We start from the raw sequence: 15110 nt of genomic DNA, 5'->3' as shown, positions 1-15110 counted from the left end.
AGCAGGAACTGCCGTTCGCCATGGTCTATGGCCAGGCCGTCACGCAGTTGCCGATTGACCTGTACATCCCGCCGGACGCGCTGGAGGTTTTCCTCGAAGCCTTCGAGGGCCCGCTCGACCTGCTGCTGTACCTGATCCGCAAGCAGAACATCGACATCCTCGACATCCCGGTGGCGGAGATCACCCGCCAGTACATGGGCTACGTCGAGCTGATGCAGTCGGTGCGCCTGGAACTGGCCGCCGAGTACCTGGTGATGGCCGCGATGCTGGCCGAGATCAAGTCGCGGATGCTGCTGCCCCGGGCCGAGACCGTCGAGGACGAGGAAGAAGACCCCCGCGCCGAGCTGATCCGCCGCCTGCAGGAGTACGAGCGCTTCAAGTCCGCCGCCGAAGGCATCGACGAGCTGAGCCGGGTCGGCCGCGACGTGATCGTGCCCAAGCTCGATGCCCCCCAGGCCCAGGTGCGCAAGCTGCACCCGGACGTGATCCTGGATGAGCTGCTGATGTCCATGTCCGAGGTGCTGCGCCGGGGCGACATGTTCGAAAGCCACCAGGTCAGCCGCGAGGCGCTGTCCACCCGCGAACGCATGAGCGATGTGCTCGAACGCCTCAAGGGCGGCGGGTTTGTGCCGTTCGTCGAGCTGTTCACCGCCGAGGAAGGCCGGCTCGGGGTGGTGGTGACCTTCATGGCGGTCCTTGAGCTGGTCAAGGAATCCTTGGTCGAGCTGGTGCAGAATGAGCCGTTCGCCGCGATCCACGTGCGAGCCCGAGCCGAATAACGAGTCGAAACATGAACCTGACTGAACCCCGCGAGCTGGCCCCCCTGCTTGAAGCCTTCCTGTTGGCTTCGGGAAAGCCGCAATCCCTTGAGCGCCTGTTCGAACTGTTCGAGGAGGGCGAACGGCCGGAGCCGGCGGTCTTCAAGAAGGCCCTGACCCTGCTGGGCAAGTCCTGCGAAGGCCGGGCGTTCGAGCTCAAGGAGGTGGCCTCCGGCTACCGCCTGCAGATCCGCGAGAAGTTTTCGCCGTGGGTCGGCCGCCTGTGGGAGGAGCGCCCGCAGCGCTATTCCCGTGCCTTGCTGGAAACCATGGCGCTGATCGCCTACCGCCAGCCGATCACCCGTGGCGAAATCGAGGACGTGCGGGGCGTGGCGGTCAACAGCAACATCGTCAAGACCTTGATCGAACGCGAGTGGATCCGCATCGTCGGCTACCGCGACGTGCCGGGCAAACCGGCGATGTTCGCCACCACCAAGTTGTTCCTCGATCACTTCAACCTCAAGAGCCTCGACGAACTGCCGCCGTTGGCCGAGCTGCGCGAGATCGAGCCGGAACCGATGCTCGACTTCGACGACGCCCCGGTGCCGCCGGGCCTCCAGGAACAGGCCGACGCCAGCGCCGAGCCGGAGGAGCCGAAGGAGGAAACCAGCTTCCACACCCTGCTGCTGGAGCTGGACAGCATGGAGGAGGGGATCAAGACCGACTTCGACGACCTGCTGCGCGACGGACTGGAAGAGGGCGGGGCGCCGGACGGTTTCGAAGACGTGCCGGAACCTGAGTCGGCGTTTGAGCCCGAACCTGAACCTGAGTCGGTGTTTGAGCCAGAGCCAGAGCCCGAAGAGGACATCCTCGGCGTCGCCGAAGCCCGGGAAAAGCTGCTGGCCGCCGTCGCCGCCCTTGAACAGCCGGAGCCCGAACTGAGCGACGAAGAAGCCGAAGCCCGCGCCCTGGCCGAAGCCATCGAAGCCGAGCGCCTCGAACGCGAAGACTGACGCCAACCCCCTGTGGGAGCGAGCCTGCTCGCGAAGGCGGCGGTCCATTCGCCATTGATGTGTCAGGCAGACCGCCATCGCCAGCAGGCTGGCTCCCACAGGTTTGCCTGCATCATGACCCTTGTGGAATGGCATTGAAGGGAGATGTTCATGAGCTCAACCAAAGACCCCTGCATCGATGTCTGCAAGTTCAGCGACGACATCTGCCTGGGCTGCGGCCGCAGCAAGCGCGAGATCAAGGCCTGGAAGAAACTCGACAAGGACGACAGGCGCACGGTGCTGGCCGAGGCCGCGTTGCGCCTGGCCCGGTTGGGCGGCGCCGGTCGGCGGAAAAAGAAATGAACGGGCGCGCGTCAGCTAGTCTCTGATGCGCGAACGGCCAGATCCGCGTATGATTCGCGACCCTTCGGCGAACCCTTCGCCCGAACACACTGTTTCCAATGCTTCAGGGCACCCGTTCCGGGGCCCTGGACAGACCACACCGGGAGGTGCCCAGATGAGCGACATCGAACAGCAAGACGATCAGCCAACCCCACCTGCAGGCGAAAAGCTGCAGAAGGTCCTCGCCCGCATCGGCGTGGGCTCGCGCCGTGACGTCGAGGCCTGGATCAGCCAGGGCCGGATCAAGGTCAACGGCAAGGACGCGACCCTCGGCGTGCGGGTCGACCTGCACGACGCCATCACCATCGACGGCAAAGTGATCAAGCGCGAAGAGTCCGCCGAGTCCGTGCGCCGCGTGATCATGTACAACAAGCCCGACGGCGAGATCTGCACCCGCGACGACCCGGAAGGCCGCCCGACCGTGTTCGACAAGCTGCCGCGTCCGAAAGAAGGCCGCTGGATCAACATCGGCCGCCTCGACATCAACACCACCGGCCTTCTGATGTTCACCACCGACGGTGAGCTGGCCAACCGCCTGATGCACCCGTCCTACGAGATGGACCGCGAATACGCGGTACGTGTGCGCGGCGAGGTGGACGACGAAATGATCGACCGGCTCAAGGCCGGCGTCATGCTCGAAGACGGTCCGGCGAAGTTCACCGACATTCAGCAGGCACCGGGCGGTGAAGGCTTCAACCACTGGTATCACTGCGTGGTGATGGAAGGCCGCAACCGTGAAGTGCGTCGTCTGTGGGAATCCCAGGGCCTGGTGGTCAGCCGCCTGAAGCGCGTGCGTTTCGGCCCGGTGTTCCTCAACTCCGACCTGCCGATGGGCCGCTGGCGCGAAATGAGCCAGTACGAAATCGACATCCTGAGCGCCGAGGTCGGCCTGACCCCGGTGGCGTTGCCGCAGTTGAACGCCAAGAGCAAGGACAAGATGGAGCGCCTGCAGCGCAAGTCGTCGCGGCCGATGGCCCGGGCCGACCGGGTGCGCACCCTGCGCCCGGCCAACGGTGCGCCGGCCACGCCGCGCACGGGTCGTGAGCCGCAGCTGGAAGGCGAGCGTCCTGGCCGCAAGCCGGCCGCCCGTGGGGACGGTGAGCGTGCTCCGCGTGGCCGCAGCGAGCGTGGCGAAGGCCGCGGTGCGCCAGCCGGCCGCGGTACGCCGGTGGCCGAGCGTCCGGCCGACACCAAGCGCCCGGCCAAGCCGGCGGCGAAGCGTCCGGGGATCAAGCTGACCGACGGCGACAAGCCAGCGGGCAAGCGCCGCAGCACGCCGAAGCCGCGTTAAGCTCCAGCCGATGCAATAAACGAAAAACGCCAACCTCAGGGTTGGCGTTTTTTTTGCCCGGCGTTCAGCCTTGTGGTGTCCGCAGATTGCGCATTCACCCAAGATCCCTGTGGGAGCCAGCCTGCTGGCGATGACGGCGGCACATCCGGCATCGATGCGTCAGGCAGACCGCTATCGCCAGAAGGCTGGCTCCCACAGGTTGTCCTCCAACAGCCGGGTTCAGAGCACAAACCGCCCGTCGAACACCGGCTTGTCATCCAGCGCCAGCACGCCGCCGGAGAAGATCAGGTCCAGGTGATGGCTGCCCTTGGCGCCGCCGCCCAGGCCTAGGTGCAGGCCGCAATGGCGTTCCTCGAACCCGGCGTTGCGCGCATACAGCGACTTCACGCCTTCGTTGGTGCCGATGCCCAGCTCCTCGATCCGCCGGTTCGACGGGTTGGCGTCCAGGTACTTGTTGAAGTCGTGCTGCAGGCCCGGCACGTCGGTGGCGATGCGCTGGATGGTCGAGTTCTCGATCCACAGTTCCAGCGGCGATTCCAGCACGCCGTACTTGCGGGCGAACGGAATGGTGCTGAGGAAGGTGCCCTTGAACTTCACGTGGCCGTTGATGGCCTCGCTGTGGGTGGCGATCTCGCCGGGGGCCAGGTCGAAGTTGCCGACGCCGTTGATGTCGGTCCACTTCTTGATGCTGCTCAGGGGCGTTTCGAACCACGAGCCGTGCTCGTCGCTGAAACTCAAGGTGGTGGCCTGGGACATGCGCTGGATCAGGTGGCTGTTGAGACCGGCGATCCGTTGCGGCGCGATGCTGAAGGTGTCGTAGAAATAATCGCCGTAGTCCTTGAACAGCAGCGACTTCTTCCAGTTCTCCGCCATCACCCCTTGCAGGGCGCGCACGAAGTCCGGGCCGTCGGGGCGCGGGTTGGGCAGGGTGGAGGAGTCGTAGAAGAAAATGTAGAGATCGGTGTCGGCGATCGCCGAGGCCAGCACGGCGGTGGATTCCAGGTCCAGGCGCATGGCGTTGAAGCTGAAGCGCAGGTGGTCGCCGGCCTGTTCGGCGATGGCGCCGGTCAGCGCTTCGTAGTCGGCGGTGTGGCCGAGCAGTACCTTCGCCGATTCGAGGCCGGCAAGGGCAGGATGATGTTCGAGGTAGTACAGGAAATGCGCTATCGCGCGTGGCTTGTCCATGAATGCTCCCTGACAGACCGTGTGGAATGCGGCGGGCACGACCGGCCGATCGTGCCCGCCCGGGAATGGCTTACAGAGGCCACATCGCCGTGCCGAACGGTACGACCGCGTCGGCTTGCATCATTTCCACGGCGGCTTCATGGGTCGGGGCTTCGAACCATTCGTCCAGTTGCAGTTCGGAGTCCAGGTCTTTTTCGATCGCTTGCATGGTCTATCTCCTAGATAACGTTCACGGTGGGAGCAACAGTACGGCCCAAGGGCGGGTCACGCACTGACTCGCCGGTCGATGCGGCTCGGCGAGACGTGAAGAACGTAGACCAGCGCTTTTTGCATTGCAAAAAATCCTCTATTTAATTTTTAAATGGACTTTTTATTCCATTTTTCCGGGTGAATCTTTCTCATTGCAAAACAGTGACTAAATCGATTCACCTGACCGTTAGCCTCCTACCGTCAATTTGCAGACGGCTGTCGGAATTTTCTGAAATGGAATTTTTTCGTTACGGCTTGTACAGAAATATTTACGCAAATACCGAGGAAACGACCTGAGTGCCGCGTGTTTTTCGGGGTGTAAGGAAAACCTGCCGAAGTGCCCGCCCCCGGGGGCTTCCCAAGGCTCTGGCGTGCTTGTTTCAGGGGCGTTTGGCAGGTGAGATGCGCCCCATGCCTGTCGTGCAGGTGCATAACAAGAAGGAGGCGCAATGAACGCCGCAATCCGTTTTTTCTCACCCCGTGGGACGTGTTTTCCGACGTCCGCGCCGATGGCCCGCAAAGGCCTGACCCTTCTTTTGCAGCCGCCCGGGCCTCCCGTGGAGGACACGTGCAATCCCGGCCCAAGGCAACGCTGATCCAGTGATGTCTGGCAGCAGGGGGTTGGCGGTGTACAATGCGCCGCGTTTGAACTGTGACTCCCTGCGTAATCGCGCAAACCTCAAGGCTATCCGCCTTGTTCACTCCGTCGCGCCACAAGCGTGCCGGGTTCGATTTCGTCACAGACAAGAACAAACAGGTGACGCATGAGTGTTGTTAAAGAGCTTAATTCCTGGTGCCTGCGCTGGGGTTTGATCGGGGTCGCCTGAAAATCGCGACCGTGCAGCAACGTCTACTGACCAACATCAAACCCTGCGTGAGACCCTTTTCATGAGTGGACAAAACCCGCAATCAGGCGAACTGAAACGCGGCCTGAAAAATCGCCACATTCAACTGATCGCCCTCGGCGGCGCCATCGGCACCGGCCTGTTCCTCGGCTCGGCCGGGGTGCTGAAGTCCGCCGGCCCGTCGATGATCCTCGGTTACGCCATCTGCGGCTTCATCGCGTTCATGATCATGCGCCAGCTGGGCGAGATGATCGTCGAAGAGCCGGTGGCCGGTTCCTTCAGCCATTTCGCGCACAAGTACTGGGGCGGCTTCGCCGGCTTCCTGTCGGGCTGGAACTGCTGGATCCTGTACATCCTGGTGGGCATGTCGGAGCTGACGGCGGTCGGCAAGTACATCCATTACTGGGCGCCGGAGATCCCGAGCTGGGTCACCGCAGCGGCCTTCTTCCTGCTGATCAACGCGATCAACCTGGCCAACGTCAAGGTCTTCGGCGAGGCCGAGTTCTGGTTCGCGATCATCAAGGTCGTGGCCATCGTCGGCATGATCGCCCTGGGCAGCTACCTGCTGGTCAGCGGCCACGGCGGCGAACAGGCCTCGGTGAGCAACCTGTGGTCCCACGGCGGGTTCTTCCCCAACGGCGTCAGCGGCCTGGTGATGGCCATGGCGATCATCATGTTCTCCTTCGGTGGCCTGGAGATGCTCGGTTTCACCGCAGCCGAAGCCGACAAGCCGAAGACCGTGATCCCGAAAGCGATCAACCAGGTGATCTACCGCATCCTGATCTTCTACATCGGCGCCCTGGTGATCCTGCTGTCCCTGACCCCGTGGGACACGCTGCTGGCGACCCTGAACGCTTCCGGCGACTCCTACAGCGGCAGCCCGTTCGTGCAGGTGTTCTCGATGCTCGGCAGCAACACCGCCGCGCACATCCTCAACTTCGTGGTGCTGACCGCCGCGCTGTCGGTGTACAACAGCGGCACCTACTGCAACAGCCGCATGCTGCTGGGCATGGCCGAGCAGGGCGACGCGCCGAAAGGTCTGGCCAAGATCGACAAGCGCGGCGTGCCGGTGCGTTCGATCCTTGCCTCGGCCGCTGTGACGCTGGTGGCGGTGCTGCTCAACTACCTGATGCCGCAGCACGCGCTGGAGCTGCTGATGTCGCTGGTGGTGGCCACCCTGGTGATCAACTGGGCGATGATCAGCTACTCGCACTTCAAGTTCCGCCAGCACATGGACAAGACCGGCCAGAAGCCGCTGTTCAAGGCGCTGTGGTACCCGTACGGCAACTATGTCTGCCTGGCGTTCGTCCTGTTCATCCTGGGCGTGATGCTGCTGATCCCTGGCATCCAGGTGTCGGTGTACGCGATTCCGGTGTGGGTCGTGTTCATGTGGGTCTGCTACGTGATCAAGAACAAGCGCAGCGCGCAGCACGCCGTGCCTGCGGCGGGCATCGCCAAGTAAGCGTCAGATGCAGAAACGACAAACCCGGCCCCGTGCCGGGTTTGTCGTTTCTGGCCTTTGCGCAATGGATTGGCGGCAAGGGCGGGGCGGTTTCGCGGTATCCTGCGCGCTCTGAATCCGGACGCTTTTCCATGCTGGCGATTTCCAACAACGTGCACCTGCCCGACGCCGAGATCGAGCTGACCTACATCCGCGCCCAGGGCGCGGGCGGGCAGAACGTCAACAAGGTCTCCAGCGCCGTGCACCTGCGCTTCGACATCCCGGCCTCGTCGTTGCCGGAGTTCTACAAGGAGCGCCTGCTGGCGCTGCGCGACAGTCGCATCACCGCCGACGGCGTGCTGATCATCAAGGCCCAGCAGTACCGCACCCAGGAGCAGAACCGCGCCGATGCGCTGGAGCGCCTCGCCGAGCTGATCCAGGGCGCCGTCAAGGTCGAGAAGAAACGCCGTCCGACCAAGCCGACCCTGGGTTCCAAGAAGCGTCGGCTGGAGTCCAAGGCCAAGCGCGGCAACATCAAGGCCGGACGGGGCAAGGTGGACTTCTAGTCCTGCGGATATTTGCGCGTGTGCCGGTACAGGTAGACGCTCAGCGCCAGGCCGCTCAGCGCCGCCAGCGCCGCGAACAGAAAGATCGAAGCGAAGCCGAACCCTGCCGCGATCGCCCCGGCCAGCGGCCCGGTGATCCCCAGCGACAGGTCGATGAACAGCGAGTAGGCGCCCACCGCCGCGCCGCGGCTGGAGGCCGGTACGAGGTTCACCGCCTCGACGCCCAGCGCCGGGAACACCAGCGAGAAACCGAAGCCGCTGAGCGCCGCCCCGGCCAACGCCCAGTGGGCGTCCGGCGCCAGCCACAGCAGCAACAGGCCGAGGGTTTCCACCGACAGGCAGGCGATCGCCACCCGGAAGCCGCCGAGGCGGTTGATCAGGTTGCCGAACAGCAGCCGCGCGCCGATGAAGCTGGCGCCGAACAGGCTCAGGCACAGCACGGCGTTGTCCCACTGGCGGGTGGCGTAGTACAGGGTGATGAAGGTGGCAATGGTGCCGAAGCCGATCGAGCCCAGCGCCAGGCCGCAGCCGTGGGGAAAGACGCGCCCCAGCACATGCATGAACGGCAGGCGTTCGCCGGCGACGATAGGCGCGGCGGTCTTCGGCCAGGCCAGCAGCAGCCCCAGCGCCGCCAGCAGGATGATGCTCACGCCCATGCTCCACAGGCCCAGGCGGCTGACCAGCCACACCCCCAGCGGCGCGCCGACCGCGAGGGCGCCGTAGCTGGCGATGCCGTTCCAGGAAATGACCTTGGCGGTGTTCGCCGCGCCGACCCGGCCTATTCCCCAGCCGATGGAGCCCGAGCCCACCAGGCTTTCCGCGCTGCCCAGCACCAGCCGGCCGATGAACAGGCTGATCAGGCTGAGCAGCGGCAGATGGGGCGTCCACGCCGAAATCAGCATGAACACGCCGCTCAGGCCACAGCCCGCCAGCCCGATCATTACGGCACGCTTGCTGCCCTTGTTGTCGATGATCTTGCCGGCATAGGGGCGGCTGAGCAGGGTGGCCAGGTATTGCACGCTGATCACCAGGCCCGCGATCACCGCACCGAAGCCCAGGTCGCTGTGGACGTAGCCGGGCAGCACGGCGAGCGGAATGCCGATGTTGAGGTAGCCGATGAAGGTGAACAGGACGATGGAGACGACTTGCAGCGTGACCGCCAAGGGGCGCCGGGTTTCTGACATGGGGAACGATCCACGGGACAGGCAGGATAGATAGGCTGCTTATGATACCGGCGTGGATGGGGCAGGGGCGTGCAAAAGTAAAACTATTTGTCGGGTGCGACCAGTTGCGTGGTGACCAATGCGGCCAGGGCGTTCTCTTCGCTGCCGAAGCGGGCGAGCAGGGCGGCCTGTTTTTCCGGCGGCAGACGGCTCCAGATCTCGATCATGCGCTCGGTGGCGTCGATCAGGACGGCGGCCTGCTGTTCGTTGAAGGATTCGTCGGTCATGGCGGAGTCGGCTTTCAGGCAGTGTGGAAAGCGCATGTTAGCGCTTTCCACACGGTCTGTACGGCGGGGTTTACTCTTCGCTGTCGGCCGGGCGGCCTTCGGCGGCTTCTTTGGGCTCGGGCTGTTGGGCGCCGGCCTGTTGCGTGGTCGTCTGCTCAGGTACGTGCAGGCTTGGGAAGGGGAGATTCGGAATCTCGTGCATGGTTGCGCTCCTCGCTAAGTCTGTTGATAGATCTGGTAGATCCGCGCTTTGAAAAAGCCTGGGAAGGATACAGCACTGAAAATGACAATCAGGCTTTTATGTCCGTTTATTTCGACGGGCGGGATTGTCTAGACAGGTCAATGGCGGGAGTGTGGAAGCCGATGCCTGGATCCTGTTCGGCGGTGCCTGGGCTGACGTCATCGCGGGCAAGCCCGCTCCCACAGGTATTGGTGGCGCATGCAACGCTTGTGAGCGACAGGGGAGGTTGCGAACCCTTGCGGGGGCGGATTTTTCCGCCCCCGCAAGGGTTTTAGCGGCAGACCTTGGCGATGGCCTCGGCCAGCAGGACCAGGCGGGTGGCGTCGATGCCGGCCACGTTGGCCCGGCCCGAGCTGACCATGTACACGCTGTGGTGGTCGCGCAGCTGCTTCACTTGCTCCGGCGACAGGCCGGTGTAGGAGAACATCCCGCGCTGCACGCCGATGTGGGCGAAGCGCTCACGCAGGCCATGGGGCTCCAGTGCCTCGACCAGGCCGCTGCGCAGCTGGGCGATGCGCAGGCGCATGGCTTCCACTTCGTCGGCCCAGCGGCGTTTGAGCTCCGGGTCGTCGAGGATGGTCGCCACCACCGCCGCGCCATGGTCCGGCGGCGTCGACCACAGGTTGCGGGCGATGTGGGCCAGTTGGCTGCGCACGTCGGTCAGCTTGTCGGCGGTTTTCGCGCAGACGATCAACGCGCCGGTGCGGTCGCGGTACAGGCCGAAGTTCTTCGAGCAGGAACTGGTGATCAGCAGCTCCGGCAGTTCGGCGGCGAACAGCCGGGTCGACCAGGCGTCCTGCTCCAGGCCGTCGCCGAAGCCTTGGTAGGCGAAGTCGATCAGCGGCAGCAGGTCGCGGCTGCGCACCACCTCCAGCACCCGGTGCCAGTCGTCGTGGCTCAGGTCGAAGCCGGTCGGGTTGTGGCAGCAGGCGTGCAGCAGCACCACATCGCCCTTCGGCGCCTGGTTGAGCGCGGCGATCATCGCGTCCACGTCGAGGCGGTTGTCGGCGCCGACGTAAGGGTAATGGCTGATCTTGACGCCGGCCGCCGCGAAAATGGTCTCGTGGATCGGCCAGGTCGGGTCGCTCAGCCACACACCACGGCCCGGCAGGCAGTGGGCGATGAAGTCGGCGGCCAGGCGCAGGGCACCGGTGCCGCCCGGGGTCTGGGTGGCGCCGGCGCGCTGCTGGGCGATCAGGGCGGAGTCTGCGCCCAGCACCAGTTCATTGATGACCTTGCCGAACAGCGGGTTGCCGTGGCCGCCGATGTAAGTCTTGGTGGTCTGGCTGTCCACCAGGCGCGCCTCGGCGATCTTCACTGCTTCTGGGATCGGCGTCAGGCCCTGGGCATCCTTGTAGACGCCCACGCCGAGGTCGAACTTGCGCGGGTTGGGATCCTGCGCGTAGGCCTCCATCAGGCCGAGGATCGGGTCGCCGGGCACCCGGCCGATGGCGTCGAAGTGCATCACTTGCGTCCTTCTGCGGTCTTGGCCACGTCGTCGGTGCGGGCGGCCATGATGAAGTCGTTGCGGTGCAGGCCTTTGATCGAGTGGCTCCACCAGGTCACGGTGACCTTGCCCCATTCGGTCAGCAGGCCAGGGTGGTGGCCTTCGGCCTCGGAGATGTCGCCCACGGCGTTGGTGAAGGCCAGCGCGTGCTTGAAGTTCTTGAACAGGTAGACCTTTTCCAGCTGCATGATCCCGTCGCGCACTTCGATGTTCCAGTCAGGGATCTGCTTGATCAGGATCGGCAGCTCTTCGTCGCTGACTTGTGGCGCATCGGCACGGCAGGCTTCGCAATGGGCTTGGTTCAAACTGGACATGGCATGTTTCCTGAAATCGGGTGTGTGTTTTTTTTATGGGGCGTATCGGTCGTCTGTGTCGCCACGCTAAACCAAAGCGGCGGCGACGGACAGACTCACTTGCAAGTCAAAGCTGCGGGTCACGCGGCCTTGGGCTTGGGCGGAAACTTCGGTGCGTGCAGGCCCAGCTCCATGCCTTGCTTGACCATGGCCATGATGTCTTCGTGGGCCAGGTCGAACAGGCGCTTGAGGTTCGGCAGGACGAAGTACAGCGGCTGCAGGATGTCGATGCGGTAAGGGGTGCGCATGGCTTCCAGCGGGTCGAAGGCCTGGTGCTCCGGCTCGCCCGAGAGGCTGTACACGGTTTCCTTCGGCGAGGACAGGATGCCGCCGCCGTAGATGCGCTTGCCTTGCGGGGTGTCCAGCAGGCCGAACTCGATGGTCATCCAGTACAGGCGCGCCAGGTACACGCGCTCTTCCTTGGTGGCCTGCAGGCCGAGCTTGCCGTAGGTGTGGGTGAATTCGGCGAACCACGGGTTGGTCAGCAGCGGGCAGTGGCCGAAGATCTCGTGGAAGATGTCCGGCTCTTGCAGGTAGTCCAGCTCTTCACGGGTGCGGATGAAAGTGGCCACCGGAAACTGTTTGCTGGCCAGCAGTTCGAAAAAGGTCTGGAACGGGATCAGCGCCGGCACGCGGGCGACCTGCCAGCCGGTGGTCTCGCCGAGCACCTTGTTGATTTCGCCCAGCTGCGGGATGCGGTCGTGGGGCAGGCCGAGCTTTTCGATGCCGTCCAGGTATTCCTGGCACGCGCGGCCCTCGATCACTTTCATCTGACGGGTGATCAGCGTGTTCCACACCGCATGCTCTTCGGCGGGGTAGTCGATAAAACCGTTCGCATCGGGCTCGCGGGCCACGTATTGCGTGTGCTTCATACTGCTCTCCTGCGAGGGGAATTCGTTCTTGTTATGTCCTGCGATGGACTCAGAATTAGCGCAGGCGGGGCGGGAATGCAGCAGGTCGGCACGGGTTTGTCGTAGGAAAGGTCTCCATAATTCGTAAACTATTCGTTACGCTTTGTGGGGCGCGTCGCGTTTGCGGTGGTTTTCGGGTTTGAAAGCGCGCCCGTGTGTCACATAATCTTGACGACTGTTTTCGCCTCCCGACAGAAATCCAGGGCGGTGCCGCCCTCTGTAGGGGCCAGCAGGCTGGCTCCCACAGGGTTTTGCATCGGGCATTCCATCCATTCACCGCTATCCGAGCTTCCTATGCGTATCAAAGTCCACTGCCAGAACCGCATCGGCATCCTGCGCGACATTCTCAACCTGCTGGTGGAGTACGGTATCAACGTCGCCCGCGGCGAGGTGGGCGGGGAGCACGGCAACGCGATCTACCTGCATTGCCCGAACCTGATCAACCTCCAGTTCCAGGCGCTGCGACCCAAGTTCGAGGCCATCGCCGGGGTGTTCGGGGTCAAGCGGGTCGGGCTGATGCCCAGCGAGCGCCGGCACATGGAACTCAACGCGCTGCTCGGGGCCCTGGAGTTCCCGGTGCTGTCGATCGACATGGGCGGCTCGATCGTCGCGGCCAACCGCGCAGCGGCGCAACTGCTCGGGGTGCGGGTGGACGAGGTGCCGGGGATTCCCCTGTCGCGCTACGCCGAGGACTTCGACCTGCCGGAGCTGGTGCGCGCCAACAAGTCGCGGATCAACGGCATGCGGGTCAAGGTCAAGGGCGACATCTTTCTGGCCGACATCGCGCCGTTGCAATCGGAGCATGACGACAGCGAGGCCATGGCCGGGGCGGTGCTGACCCTGCACCGCGCGGACCGGGTCGGCGAGCGCATCTATAACGTGCGCAAGCAGGAGCTGCGTGGTTTCGACAGCATCTTCCAGAGTTCCAAGGTCATGGCGGCGGTGGTGCGCGAGGCCCGGCGCATGGCGCCGCTGGATGCGCCGCTGCTGATCGAAGGCGAGACCGGCACCGGCAAGGAATTGCTGGCGCGGGCCTGCCACCTGGCCAGTCCGCGCGGGCAGTCGCCGCTGATGGCGCTCAACTGCGCCGGCCTGCCGGAGTCGATGGCCGAGACCGAACTGTTCGGCTACGGCCCTGGCGCCTTCGAGGGGGCGCGGGCCGAAGGCAAGCTCGGGCTGCTGGAGCTGACGGCGGGCGGCACGCTGTTTCTCGACGGCGTGGGCGAGATGAGCCCGCGCCTGCAAGTGAAGCTGCTGCGCTTTCTGCAGGACGGCTGCTTCCGTCGGGTGGGCAGCGACGAAGAGGTGTACTTGGATGTGCGGGTGATCTGTGCGACCCAGGTGGACTTGTCCGAGCTGTGCGCCCGGGGCGAGTTCCGTCAGGACCTCTACCATCGCCTCAACGTGCTGTCGCTGCACATTCCGCCCCTGCGCGAATGCCTCGACGGCCTGACGCCCTTGGTGGAGCACTTCCTCGACCAGGCCAGCCGGCAGATCGGCTGCCCGCTGCCCAAGCTTGCGCCGGCGGCGATGGATCGCCTCAGCCATTACCACTGGCCGGGCAACGTGCGGCAACTGGAGAACGTGCTGTTCCAGGCGGTTTCCCTGTGCGACGGCGGGACGGTCAAGGCCGAGCACATCCGCCTGCCGGATTACGGCGTGCGTCAGCCGCTTGGCGATTTCTCGCTGGAGGGCGGCCTCGATGAAATCGTCGGGCGCTTCGAGAAGGCGGTGCTGGAGCGGTTGTACGCCGAGCACCCGAGCAGCCGGCAACTGGGCAAGCGGCTGGGCGTCTCGCACACCACGATCGCCAATAAACTGCGCGTGTACGAGGTGGGCAAAGACCCCGAGGCCTGAGCGAGCCCCGGAGTGGCGCGGGAGCCTGCTCCCGCTTGAGCGCAAAGCGCTCACATCCTTGGGGGACGCTGCGCAGTCCGGCGGGAGCCAGTCTCGCCACAGGTCATCTCGCCACACATTGCCGCCAAGCGGCAGGAGCGCGCCGGTTTTTCGTCTTCGATCCATTCCCCCGATTCCCCGCTGAATCCCTCAAGCCCTTTGTTTACCGGGCTGTCGGCCGCCAGAAAAAAGTTGGTCTGCAAATTGCTTATGGCTTCGCAGTACAGCAGTGGGCGGCAAACGTCCGGCAGGCAGAGGAAACAGCGTGGACAAGTACCTTTATGTGGCAATGACCGGCGCCAGCCAGAACGCACTGGCGCAGAAGGCCCATGCCAACAACCTGGCGAACATCTCCACCAACGGCTTTCAGCGCGACCTGGAACAGGCGCGTTCGATGCCGGTGTTCGGCGACAGCTTTCCGGCGCGTGCGTTTGCCATGAGCGAACGGCCTGCCACGGATTTCAGCCCGGGCTCGCTGGTGCAGACCGGGCGCGACCTGGACGTGGCCGTGAGCGGCAACGGCTGGATCGCCGTGCAGAACCCCAACGGCGGCGAGAGCTACGTGCGCACCGGCAGCCTGAACATCGACGCCCTGGGCGTGCTGCGCGCCGGCAACGGCATGCCGGTCATGGGCAACGGCGGACCGATCGCCGTGCCGCCGGAGCAGCAGGTGGAAGTCGGCGAAGACGGCACCATCAGCATCCGCGCGATGGGCGAGGGCCCGCGGGTCATGGCCGAGGTCGACCGCATCAAGCTGGTCAATCCGGACATCAAGACCATCACCAAGGGCCTGGACGGTTCGATCCACACCAAGGACGGCCAGCCTGCGCCGGCCGACGCCAACGTCAAACTGGTGTCGGGGTTCCTGGAGTCGAGCAACGTCAACGCCGTCGAAGAGATGACCTCGGTGCTGGCCCTGGCCAAGCAGTTCGAGTTGCACGTCAAGATGATGAACACCGCCAAAGACGACGACCAGGCCATGGCTCGGGTCTTGCAGATCAGCTAATTATCAGAACGTCGCGC

The 15110-nt window shown here is 64.4% G+C and carries 16 protein-coding genes; 8 read left to right on the top strand and 8 right to left on the bottom strand.

All coding sequences use genetic code 11. From position 1 onward, the window contains the following. The first annotated feature begins 80 nt into the window (after positions 1 to 80). From CAG29_RS13220 to rluB, 4 genes are all read left to right on the top strand, one after another. Entirely contained in the window at positions 81 to 779 is a 699-nt protein-coding gene (locus CAG29_RS13220) for a ScpA family protein (protein ID WP_170930049.1), read from the top strand. 11 nt (positions 780 to 790) lie between these two features. After that, positions 791 to 1771, top strand: a complete 981-nt coding sequence (scpB, locus tag CAG29_RS13215; RefSeq protein WP_085694629.1) for an SMC-Scp complex subunit ScpB — start codon at positions 791 to 793, stop codon at positions 1769 to 1771. Positions 1772 to 1921: 150 nt separating this feature from the next. Continuing rightward, positions 1922 to 2113: a DUF1289 domain-containing protein gene (locus tag CAG29_RS13210; RefSeq protein WP_085577893.1), complete on the top strand. Its 192-nt coding sequence runs from the start codon at positions 1922 to 1924 to the stop codon at positions 2111 to 2113. A 154-nt stretch (positions 2114 to 2267) separates the two neighbouring features. Then, positions 2268 to 3443, top strand: a complete 1176-nt coding sequence (gene rluB / locus CAG29_RS13205) for a 23S rRNA pseudouridine(2605) synthase RluB (RefSeq protein ID WP_085631100.1) — start codon at positions 2268 to 2270, stop codon at positions 3441 to 3443. 219 nt (positions 3444 to 3662) lie between these two features. Here the strand turns inward: rluB and CAG29_RS13200 are convergent, their stop codons facing one another. Together CAG29_RS13200 and CAG29_RS28510 are read right to left on the bottom strand one after the other, a co-directional pair. Then, a complete protein-coding gene (locus CAG29_RS13200; RefSeq protein WP_085694628.1) occupies positions 3663 to 4628 on the bottom strand; it encodes a leucyl aminopeptidase in 966 nt (321 codons plus the stop codon). 70 nt (positions 4629 to 4698) lie between these two features. After that, positions 4699 to 4836, bottom strand: a complete 138-nt coding sequence (locus CAG29_RS28510; protein ID WP_170930044.1) for a hypothetical protein — start codon at positions 4834 to 4836, stop codon at positions 4699 to 4701. Between the two features lie 929 nt (positions 4837 to 5765). Between CAG29_RS28510 and CAG29_RS13195 the strand changes: the two genes are divergently transcribed. Both CAG29_RS13195 and arfB read left to right on the top strand, forming a co-directional pair. After that, positions 5766 to 7184: an amino acid permease gene (locus CAG29_RS13195; protein WP_085577853.1), complete on the top strand. Its 1419-nt coding sequence runs from the start codon at positions 5766 to 5768 to the stop codon at positions 7182 to 7184. 131 nt (positions 7185 to 7315) lie between these two features. Further along, the gene (arfB, locus tag CAG29_RS13190) at positions 7316 to 7729 is read left to right on the top strand and encodes an alternative ribosome rescue aminoacyl-tRNA hydrolase ArfB (RefSeq protein WP_085577852.1); all 414 of its coding nucleotides are present in this window, start codon (positions 7316 to 7318) and stop codon (positions 7727 to 7729) included. On the opposite strand, the gene CAG29_RS13185 is transcribed toward arfB, so the two are convergent. The 6 genes from CAG29_RS13185 to phhA all read right to left on the bottom strand — a co-directional run bounded on the left by CAG29_RS13185 (position 7726) and on the right by phhA (position 12197). Beyond that, on the bottom strand, positions 7726 to 8913 hold the full coding sequence (locus CAG29_RS13185; RefSeq protein WP_085577851.1) for an MFS transporter: 1188 nt from the start codon (positions 8911 to 8913) through the stop codon (positions 7726 to 7728). The genes arfB and CAG29_RS13185 overlap by 4 nt on opposite strands. Before the next feature lie 83 nt (positions 8914 to 8996). After that, positions 8997 to 9215 carry a hypothetical protein gene (locus tag CAG29_RS13180; protein WP_085631102.1) on the bottom strand — a complete coding sequence of 73 codons (219 nt, stop codon included), beginning with the start codon at positions 9213 to 9215 and terminating at the stop codon, positions 8997 to 8999. Positions 9216 to 9249: 34 nt separating this feature from the next. Then, positions 9250 to 9381, bottom strand: coding sequence for a hypothetical protein (locus CAG29_RS28775; protein ID WP_256575451.1), 132 nt, complete (start codon positions 9379 to 9381; stop codon positions 9250 to 9252). Positions 9382 to 9691: 310 nt separating this feature from the next. Next, positions 9692 to 10885 (bottom strand): amino acid aminotransferase, encoded by a 1194-nt coding sequence (locus CAG29_RS13175; protein ID WP_085694627.1) that lies wholly within the window; start codon positions 10883 to 10885, stop codon positions 9692 to 9694. Next, complete coding sequence (locus CAG29_RS13170; protein WP_085577848.1) at positions 10885 to 11241, bottom strand: 4a-hydroxytetrahydrobiopterin dehydratase; 357 nt, start codon at positions 11239 to 11241, stop codon at positions 10885 to 10887. Before CAG29_RS13170 ends, CAG29_RS13175 begins: the two co-directional genes overlap by 1 nt. 119 nt (positions 11242 to 11360) lie before the next feature. Next, positions 11361 to 12197: a phenylalanine 4-monooxygenase gene (gene phhA, locus CAG29_RS13165; protein WP_256575465.1), complete on the bottom strand. Its 837-nt coding sequence runs from the start codon at positions 12195 to 12197 to the stop codon at positions 11361 to 11363. Positions 12198 to 12485: 288 nt separating this feature from the next. Between phhA and CAG29_RS13160 the strand changes: the two genes are divergently transcribed. Both CAG29_RS13160 and CAG29_RS13155 read left to right on the top strand, forming a co-directional pair. Next, positions 12486 to 14048 (top strand): sigma-54-dependent transcriptional regulator, encoded by a 1563-nt coding sequence (locus CAG29_RS13160; RefSeq protein ID WP_085577846.1) that lies wholly within the window; start codon positions 12486 to 12488, stop codon positions 14046 to 14048. A 304-nt stretch (positions 14049 to 14352) separates the two neighbouring features. After that, on the top strand, positions 14353 to 15093 hold the full coding sequence (locus tag CAG29_RS13155) for a flagellar basal body rod protein FlgF (protein WP_085577845.1): 741 nt from the start codon (positions 14353 to 14355) through the stop codon (positions 15091 to 15093). Positions 15094 to 15110 lie beyond the last annotated feature (17 nt).

This window comes from Pseudomonas sp. B7(2017) (assembly GCF_002112745.1).
GTDB classification, from domain to species: Bacteria; Pseudomonadota; Gammaproteobacteria; order Pseudomonadales; family Pseudomonadaceae; genus Aquipseudomonas; species Aquipseudomonas ekonensis.
The sequence above is the reverse complement of the archived record's forward strand: the minus strand, read 5'-3'. Positions and strand labels throughout refer to the sequence as shown.